This is a genomic window from Acidaminococcus sp. CAG:542, assembly GCF_000437815.1.
Classification (GTDB): domain Bacteria; phylum Bacillota; class Negativicutes; order Acidaminococcales; family Acidaminococcaceae; genus Acidaminococcus.
Genome location: NZ_FR902027.1, coordinates 1 through 9,368 on the forward strand (window position 1 = coordinate 1; position 9,368 = coordinate 9,368).

Sequence of the window (9,368 nt, forward strand, 5' to 3'; positions counted from 1 at the left end):
GTAGGGGCGGGCCGCAGGCCCGCCCGTCCGTGGCCTGGGAGGGTATTTCATTCAGAAACTTCTGCCGCGGCAGATTCATCGGGAATTCGGGAACCCTTTGTTATAAGCCGTAATCTTAATGCAAAATGCCGCATCTGATACGGAAGATGGACCATGGTATACCACCAGATTCCGATTGGCCCATTCATTCCAGATTGCAGTGATAAAAGGAATCCGGCAACCCAGAAGATTCTTCATAAACAGTTTGACTGTATGATCGGGGATTCCCAAAGCTCCCAGCAGAACATATTCTGACAAATAGGCAGCCTGTATCCCTTAGTTTAAGACCTTCTATGAATTTTCCTTATATAGATTTCCCCGTTGCCTGGAGTTCTTTGGCCGCATTATAAATTTTCTCATCATCACTTTCCGGAATTGGATTTCTGGCCCGCCCATATCGTGTGGCAATCTGATTTTTGGAAAAACGGCAATAATAGCGATCCTTATAAGCATATCCGCTCAGATACACTCTCTTGATCCATACTGCATACCAGTCTTTTTCAGGATAATATTTCCCACAGTCAGTTGCCAAATACAAGCTGTATGTATCCGTTGCCCCGATCCATTTCCACCGGTTTTCTCCACCTGGGTACATAGGCTTCACGTTCAAGTAGTTGGCAATGCCATTGGCAAGTGCTTCATTGGGAGAATCCGGTGCCACCTGTTGGATATAGACTTTTTTTACATTGTGAACGGAAGGGTATCCATTCCTGTAATAGACATATTGGACATTGGCAGCAGCGCCCTCTTCCAAAAATAAAAACTTGTGGACTTCCCCGATTTTTTCCCCATTCACATTCAAATTCTTGGTCCATACATCGGCAGCTCGTTTAGAAGCGTCATAGTGAAGAGTCTGGGTATCAAAGTACATGCCCACCCGATCAGAAGAATAATACCATTTCCAGCGGGATTCCGGCTCAGCCTGCACCACTGTGCAACTCAGCAGTAATAACAGACAGAATGCAATAAACCTTTTTACCATTTTTCTTCCTCCCCATAAGTTTCCCCTGCTGTGTTCATGATTGTGTATCCCATATCAATCATGGATTTTCTCTTTATTCATCATACCAAAATTTATGGGTAAAATATAAGACTAATTGAGAGATTGGAGAATGGTTCATCATTAGTCGTTCTGGATACCAGATGCAGCCCATCTGCTTTTGAACGTAAGACCCCTGGGCGGTCGGGACAGGCTCCCTTGAGGATAGCCCCTACCATATTGGAGTCAATTGGTCTAACGGAAAATCACAGAAATGAGGTTATCGAAGATTCCGTTCCTGTGACCGTTAGATCGAGCGTTCGATTATAACGGCGTAAAAGCGAGCCGAAGGCCCGCCCTTCCCGGCCGCCGCTTTTCACCCTGCCGCCTCTTCAATCCGTTTCAGCATGGCTACAGCATTTTCTTCACTGGCTTCTGTAGGATACAGGGCGCTTCGGCTCAAATCCCGCTTGTACTGGAGCAGAGCATCCAGGTTCAGATCAAAGGATGCGTCTTCCGGAAAGTCCGTATCCACAGCCATGGGAAGATAGACGGTTACCGCTTTTTTCTGGCCGATCCGGTAAGCCCGGTCCGTGGCCTGGTCTTCTTTGGCCGGGTTCCAGCAGCGGCTGAGATGGATTACATGATTGGCCCCGGTGATGTTCAGCCCCACACCGGCAGCCTCCGGAGACAGCAGCAGCACCTGGAACCCCGGTGCCCGATTGAACTGGTCCACCATTTTCTGCCGGGCCACAGCCTGTGTGGTCCCGTTAATGGGAGGCTGCACCTGGATTTTGTAGATTTGTTCCAGAAAAGTCCGGAGCAGCAGCTGAATTTTTCGGCTTTCCACAAAGATCAGGGCTTTTTCCCCTTTTTCTCTCACTTCATCCAGGATTGTCCTTGTCCGCATCAGTCTGGCAGAGGAGCCAAAGAAATGCTCCGGATCACCCAAAGTATATTTCTTTACATTCCCGCCGGCTCCAAGACTGGGACAGAGAGAAATATCCCGGAGCCGGGCAATGGCCTGGAGCATGGTGATGGATTTTTCTCCCTGCCCTTCCCGTGCTTCCCGGACTACTTCCCCATACAGTTTCCGCTGTTCTTCCGGCATGGGATCCTTGAACCGGAGGATTTCTTTGGCAGGCAGCCCCAGATTTACATCTTCTTTCAGCCGCCGGATAAAACAGGGATCCAGATTCTTCCGCAGCTGGTCACCCAGTTCTTTCAACAGTTCCCCCTTGTTTTCCACATTCTGCAGCTGATGCTGATAATGACTGTTGAAATCTTTCAGAGATTCCAATTTGCCTGGTTCCACAAAATCCATAATGGTCCACAGATCCGTCCAGGAATTTTCCACAGGAGTCCCTGTCAGTGCCAGTCCAAAATCGCAGTTCATGGCCCGTGCCGCAACAGAAGTCCGGGTGGCCGGATTCTTGATTTTCTGGGCTTCATCCAGGATCATGACACTCCAGGCCACCCGTCCAAAAGAAAGCTGCAGTTCCCGAAGGGTTTCATAGGTGGTCAGAATCAGATGGTTCCGACTGTAATCGATCCGATTTTCCCGGTCCTGAAAATCCAACATGGAAACTTCTTTCAGATTGGGGTCCGGGGGCCGGAAATAACAGCGGCTCCCGTCCGGATTCCTGGCCCAGTGTTTCTTCAGTTCGCTCCCATACATGGGTACAATTCCATCAAACAACCCTTCTGCCACAAATTTCCTGTACTCTTCCATCCAGTTCTGAAGCAGAGAAACCGGGGCCACAATCAGTACCGATGCCATGGCACTGTTTCCATAGGCTTTTTTCAGGGCTGCCAGGAATCCAAAAGCCTGGAGCGTTTTCCCCAGCCCCATATCATCCGCCAGCAGGACTCCATGACAGCCATGTTCCCAGCAGGCCGCCAGCTGCTCCATTCCCACCTGTTGGTGAGGCATGGGACGGATGCCTGGTTTCAGGCCCTGACCCAGATAATCCCCCAGCCGGTTGGACCCCAGCCGTTTCTCCCGTGCCGCTTTCCTGGAACGATATTCCTGGGAAAGAAAATTCTCCTGGATCTGGAGAGACGCTTCTTTTTTCTTTTCACCAGCGGCTTCCGGTTCCTGGTTCTGTTTCTCTTGCTTTTCCCCAGCCTTTACCTTAAGCTGGTCCACATAGTCCAGAAAACCCGGTGTCAGTTCAACTTCCTGGTCTCCAACAACAATTCGTTTTTCTCCCCGGTCCAGAGCATCGCTGACCTTCAGGAACAGTTCCGGATAATCTTTTTCATCCAGCGCAAGGCTGGCATAATGGTCCCCGGATTTTTCCCGGTTATCGGCAGCTTTCATGCCGGTTCCTTCCGGAGGCAGCCAGTTCCGCCCGGAACTCAGGGAAAAAGGCAAATCTGGAGCCAGAAATTCTCCAATGGAGACCACCCGGTCCCCATAGACTCCCAGATCAAAATCGAAAGCATCTGAACCAAAGATTTCCCGAGGGTGTTCTGCTACCTGCCGGGCCGCCTCCGGAGACAGCCGCTGACACCGGCGCATCTGCCGGATGCCTTCTTCCTGTTCCGGAGTAAAAACATACTGGGTCTTGTCCGGTCCATAGATTTTTCCGGTATTGTACGGATTGCTCCGGAATCCCTGCTCCAGAGAATCGGCTTCCATCCGGGTATAGGAATCCCCATCTTTCCGAAGCAGCACCGGCAGTACGGAAAAGGATCCGTCCGGATTTTTTTCCAATCGCACAGAAAGTTTATCCGCTGTAACGATTTTCTGCCGTTCCATGAACCGGTCCAGGGTGGCGTGGATTTTTTTCGCTCTCTCTTTGATTCGAGCCAGTTGGAGGGTATTGTACTGGCTCAGTTCCCCTCTGTTCTTAATCTGCTGGCTTTCCCGGTTGCTTTCTTCCACCAGGTTCACCAATTCATACTGGTCCCTGCTGAACCGGTAACAGGTTTCCCGGTTCAGTTCCACATAAGACCCCAACACCTTGATTCCATAAAAAGGAGTCCCGTCTGATCGCTGGTATTCCAGCTCGTAGCGGAAGGAAGGAGAACCCAGACTGCCATGGCTGCGGAGAGTGATGGCATAAGGAAAACAATCCGGCAGTTCCAGGATTTCTGAAATTTCCGGATCTAGTTCCACAGCCTGTCCATGGGGCAGCAGGAATCCATCTGTTTTCTCCTCCACTTTTCCTTCAGAAGCCAGGATTTCCAATTGTCCCTGTATCAGCGGCCAATCTCCTGTAGATTCAGTTGGAACACAAGGGTAAAAATATCCGTTCTCTTGTGCTGTCCAAAAACGGAAGTTGGTCATTATTCTACCTCCATCGGCTTTCTTTGGGCCGTACCCCGCAGTGTCTCCGCACCCAGTCATTGACCTTCCGCTGCCAGGAACCGGTTTCTGAACTGGAATGGACGAATTCTTCCTCAATATTGGAAGCCTGTGTAACGTCCGTATAAGAAAATCCTTTATACGTATATTTTGCCTGATAAAAAGGCAGAGGCTCTTTTCCTCTTTTCCAAACTCTCAGTTTGCCATTGTGGCTGGCCTCAATAAAAACGTAATCCCCAATACTGAACATCAGCAGACTTCTCAGGGAATCTCCGGAACCGTTCAACCGTCCAAAGCCCATACCCTGTTTGGCCAAATCCATCTGCCTGGCAATCTGTTCTGCTTCGGGCCCCAGAAATACCCTGGTATAGTACATGGCATCCAGATATTTTTCCCAAAAACTTTTACGGTATTTCCACATGTTTTCCGATGTGGCAACCTGCCGTACTGTCTTGGAAATAATGGTAAAGAACAGGTTCAGATCGTTCTTTTTCAGCCAGGCCAGGAAAATCTCCTGGGCCTTTTCATCCACATCCACCCAGTTCAGACTGGACCCCGGGTCCCGGGGATCTCCCAGCGCCTGTAACAGCAGGATCCGTACTTCTTTTTCCCGATTTCCGTCACCGGACCGGTCCGTCAGGTAAATCATCTTTTCGGCAGCAAAAGGGACCATATTCTCACAGGCCTTGTCCTCACAGATTTCTTTCAATACGCCGAACAGGTCATCCCAGTCGTCCTCTTCCTCCAGCTGAAAAAAATCCTTGACAGCCCACTGGGCAAATGCCCCATACCACAGGTTCACCGGCCAGCAGAATTCTGCCAATGCTTTATGGAAACTCCGCCGGTTCTGGATTTCCCGGGTCAACAGCTTATGGCCATTGGGTTTCAGCAGTTGCTTCCGGTTCCGGAGATACAGCACCGATTTCAACAGTTCTGGGTCTTTCTGAAGGAAAAGAGAAATGCATTTCTGCAGCCGTTCTCCCTTGTATGACTGTCCGTATACAGTAAAATAAGCAAATACCAGATTCCGGAAGGTATTCCGCCGGACGGAACGACGAACCCCATTCCCTATGGCCTGCAGGATGTCCTGGAGCAGTACTTCATAAAAGCGGGGTTTTTCCTTCCTGTCCCGGGTGAGCAGCACCGGCAGAAAAGGGATTTCCCGTCTCAAGTCCAGCACCACTTTCCGGTTCTTTTCCTGATTTTTCACCTTGGCATACAGCTCTTCCATGGTCACCGGATCCAGGGCTGGCCGGCTGCAGGAGCTGGATACGGTCTTTTTTATCCATTTTTCCAGTTCCACGGGCCTGCCTGGATGCAGACATACATCAGGCAGGCGGATTTTGAAAGATTTCAGCCGTTCCAGGCTGTGCAGCAACGACTTATCCATGGCTGCCTCCGGAAGGCTTTTCCCCAGGATCCTGGGGCGGCATCATAACAAACCGGATATCGATCCGCCGATTGGCGGCCCGTCCCGCCTCTGAATTGGGATCCAGACCATTTTCCCGGACAGGCCGGGTTTCCGCATAGCCAGAACAGGAGAAGATAGGTTCTCCCCGGGGATTCACCAGCCAGTTGAATTCCGGTACATCGTTCCGCATCAAATTCCAGGTGTTGATGGCCCGCTGGGTGGAAAGCTCCCAGTTGGATTGGAAAAATTCGTTGTGGATGGGCACATTGTCCGTATGGCCTTCGATAAAGACCGTTTCCAGGGCTTCCCGATATTCCGGCCGGGTCATGGTTTTCAGCAGGGACTGGCTCAGCTTGCTGACCGCTGCCTGCCCCTGTTCTTTGATACTGGCTTCCCCAGATTCAAACAGCACACTTTCCGGGATCCGCAGCACCCCCTGCTTGGTATCAATCCGCACCTGGAGGCCTTGGGCCTGGAGGTCCTTCCCCACATCCTTCAGCAGCTGATTCCGCAATTCCGTATTCCCGGTATATTTGTTGGTCACCGTCTGGAAATTCAGCATGAAATAGCACAGAGCCAGGATAAAGATACTCAGGAGCCCTGCCATCAGGTCACTGACAGAAGTGGTAAAAGCATCACCGCTCTGTTGGGCTTTTTCTTCTTTCTTTTTCTTCCACATTCAGGTTTCTCCTTAGTGCCGTCTGTTCTTGTCCATGGCATCGGACAGATCCTGGATGGAATCACTCAGACTCTGGTTAATGGTGGACACAGAATTCATGGCCTCTTTGATGCTCTTGTCGTACTGGCCAAGAGTTTCAGACAGCCATTTGCTGGTAGAAGTATTGTACTGCTCCAGAGTTCGTGCCAACGTATCCGTAGCTTCCCGCATTTCCCGGCTTACCCCCTGGAAAGTCTGCTGATAGTTTTCCCAGGCGCTGCGCATGGTACTCATGGAATCCCTGATCAGTTCCAGATCTTTCTGACTGCTCTGGCTGGCCAGGACCAGTTTCTGGACATTCTGGTCCACATGGCTGTTGAACTGATTGCTGGCGCTGACCACCAGGTTCAGCTGGCTGCCCAAGGTATCCGCCACTTTCTGCATGGGCGTGCTGGCCTGGGCAAATTTGTCCGCAGTTTTCCCTGCCGAAGCCATGATTTCCCGGTTGTGCCCCAGCATTTCCTTCAGCCCGGCCATGTAAGAATCCATGGTACGGTTCCGTTCCTGCATATCGGTCTGGAGCTGTTTCAGCACTTCCAAAACAGATTCTTTCATATTCGCTGTCACCTGGATCATTTCGTCCCTCTGGGTCCGGGTGCTCTGGCTCATGGTGTCTGTAATCTCCTGGATGGTTCCCTTGGTGGCTTCCGTAGTCTGGAGCAAGGCCTGGTTGGCTGTCCGGCCAGCTTCCACCATCTGATCCAGAGCTGCTTTCAGGTTGGTGTTCATCTCTTCCACCAACTGCTTCATAGCCGCCTGGCTGGCATCGCTGGTAGTGGCCTGTTTCTGGATATTGGCGTCCATGGCTTCGTTCAGCTTGGTCACCATCATCTCTACAGACCCCTGAAGCCGGGCGGTATTTTCCGCATTCAGCCGTTCAGAGACTTCCATCATATTGCCCATTTTCCCCTGGAAATCCTGAAGGGTCACGGCCAGACCCTGGATCTGGTCCCCGGCCCCCTGTTCAATGGATTTGGACAGGGTATCCCCGGCGCTGCTGCCCAGTTTGTCAATGGACTGGTTCAAATCCTGGAAAACCGGTTCCAGGCTTTGGGTAAAAGATTCCGTCAAGTTGTTTTTCAGCGCCACATCAATGCTCTGGCTGAGCTTTACAAACATGTCTTCCAGACGGCCCACCAGTTCCCCATTCAGTTCCCGCATGGCATCCGTCTGTTCTTCCGCCTGTTCCGCCTGATGAGACAGGAATTCTTCCAGACTCTTGGAAGGGAAAAGGGTATTGAGCTGATCGATCAGAGTGGCCAGTTTTTTGGTGTAAGGACGGTAAATCCAGGTGTCAACAAGGTTGTACACCAGTGCCAGGAGAAGTCCGACCACAGAAGTCAGGAACGCCGTTTTCGTCCCGCTGAGCAGGACTTCAATCCCGCTTTTCATGGTTTCCACATTGCCCAGGTCGATGCCGCTGATCCCTGCGGTAATCCCGACAAAAGTCCCCAAAAGCCCCAAGCCGGTAAAAATTCCCGGCATGGCACGGAACAGGTCCAGAGGCAGATTGTCCAACAAAGTCTGATCATTGTAAAAAGCCTCCGGATCCTGGGTCATCAGCACCCCTTCTGCTTTGCTTTTGAACAGCGTCCGTTCAAATTTCTTCCAAATCGAATCATACGGGGCCTGCCCCATTTCTGCCTGAAGATTGCCGTAATTTTCCCTGATGGATTCCCGAGAATAATTCTGCAAAACAGAAATAATCTGTTCCACAGAAGAACCAGCTTTACTGATTCTAAAAAACCACCGAAAACAGAAACCTGCACCTATAATAAATAATAAATAGAAAAAATCTGAAATCCAAGACAGCCAATTCCCCATGAAAATTTCCTCACCTTCATTTTATTGTTTATCACTGTATATGTTCTTATTATACACTGAAATATACATTTCGTCTCTCATTCCATTATTTTTGTAATTGTTCTTGTTTATGGTCATAAAGCAGCAGGGCAGGAACTTATGGATGGCAAATGTGGCCCATTTGCCGTTGAACCTATGACCCCCGGCGGCCGGGGCGGGCTCCCCTGCGGGTAGCCCCTACACCGTCGCTGTCAAGCGGCCGAGAACAACGGGGTTCTCCGATATCCCCGTCCAACTGACCGTACAAACAACATCCCGACCCCAACGCCGTAGGGGCGTGCCGCAGGCCCTAGGGTTCCATACATTTCAACTGCTGGATCAAGTACAACACATGTTTTGTTTCCTGATGCATCCGGGCCTTTTTGGCCAGTTTTTTCTGGTGATTTTTGCGGTTCTTTTTCCGGAACCTGTCATTTTTCTGCAGAGGTTCCTTCAGCAGACGCTGGGCAGCGTCTTTTTTGTATGCAGGAATTCCAGAACCGGTGATATAGTTCTGCAAGTGGCGGTGGATAAGGAACAGCGTTTCGGCAATGGAATGGAACTCCCAGGGCTGGCGATGGAACCCACGGATCAGTTCTTCCCGCTGCACAAGGGTACAGAAGCGCCGGCAGCTTTCATGATAAATCAGGATTTTCCGCAAACGGGAAGAAAAGGTAAGCAGCCAGGCTTCCAAAGGGTTGGTGATCAACAGATCATTCCCCTGTACCTGACACTGGAACCCAAAAGAATGGCACAGGCCATCCACATGCTTTTTGTCTTTTTCGTAAAGAGCCACTGGGCTCTGGTATGGATGGCACCGTTTGCAGGGCCTGTATCCCTGTGCCAGGGCTTCCTCTTCTGTATAGAAATATCCTGTATGATCTTTCTGGATGCGGCTGCAAAAAGGGCATTGCTGCAGATGGTATATTTTACGGGATATCCTTTGCTTCTTACTGTAAATCAGCATCTGTTCCACCTCTTTTCTTCTCCTGTTTCCAGTATAACAGAAGAGATGGGAGGATTTGGGGACAGAATGTCGTTCATCGTTTTGGATGCCAGATGCTCA

The 9,368-nt window shown here is 50.5% G+C and carries 6 protein-coding genes; all 6 read right to left on the bottom strand.

From position 1 onward, the window contains the following. Window positions 1–343 precede the first annotated feature (343 nt). Window positions 344–1,021: a hypothetical protein gene (locus tag QVO43_RS01525; protein ID WP_022486853.1), complete on the bottom strand. Its 678-nt coding sequence runs from the start codon at window positions 1,019–1,021 to the stop codon at window positions 344–346. Between the two features lie 373 nt (window positions 1,022–1,394). Further along, window positions 1,395–4,187, bottom strand: a complete 2,793-nt coding sequence (locus QVO43_RS01530) for a DEAD/DEAH box helicase (protein WP_288174304.1) — start codon at window positions 4,185–4,187, stop codon at window positions 1,395–1,397. A gap of 130 nt (window positions 4,188–4,317) precedes the next feature. After that, complete coding sequence (locus QVO43_RS01535; RefSeq protein WP_288174305.1) at window positions 4,318–5,634, bottom strand: EH signature domain-containing protein; 1,317 nt, start codon at window positions 5,632–5,634, stop codon at window positions 4,318–4,320. Between the two features lie 79 nt (window positions 5,635–5,713). Then, complete coding sequence (locus QVO43_RS01540) at window positions 5,714–6,421, bottom strand: OmpA/MotB family protein (RefSeq protein ID WP_022486856.1); 708 nt, start codon at window positions 6,419–6,421, stop codon at window positions 5,714–5,716. 12 nt (window positions 6,422–6,433) lie between these two features. Further along, window positions 6,434–8,284: an anti-phage ZorAB system protein ZorA gene (gene zorA / locus QVO43_RS01545; RefSeq protein WP_022486857.1), complete on the bottom strand. Its 1,851-nt coding sequence runs from the start codon at window positions 8,282–8,284 to the stop codon at window positions 6,434–6,436. A gap of 328 nt (window positions 8,285–8,612) precedes the next feature. After that, complete coding sequence (locus tag QVO43_RS10100; protein ID WP_022486858.1) at window positions 8,613–9,269, bottom strand: Ada metal-binding domain-containing protein; 657 nt, start codon at window positions 9,267–9,269, stop codon at window positions 8,613–8,615. Between the last annotated feature and the right edge of the window lie 99 nt (window positions 9,270–9,368).

Excerpts from the sequence above, each read along its gene's own strand:
- QVO43_RS01525 (WP_022486853.1), bottom strand. The coding sequence starts at position 1,021 with ATGGTAAAAAGGTTTATTGCATTCTGTCTGTTATTACTGCTGAGTTGC.
- zorA (WP_022486857.1), bottom strand. The coding sequence starts at position 8,284 with ATGGGGAATTGGCTGTCTTGGATTTCAGATTTTTTCTATTTATTATTT.
- QVO43_RS10100 (WP_022486858.1), bottom strand. The coding sequence starts at position 9,269 with ATGCTGATTTACAGTAAGAAGCAAAGGATATCCCGTAAAATATACCAT.
- QVO43_RS01540 (WP_022486856.1), bottom strand. The coding sequence starts at position 6,421 with ATGTGGAAGAAAAAGAAAGAAGAAAAAGCCCAACAGAGCGGTGATGCT.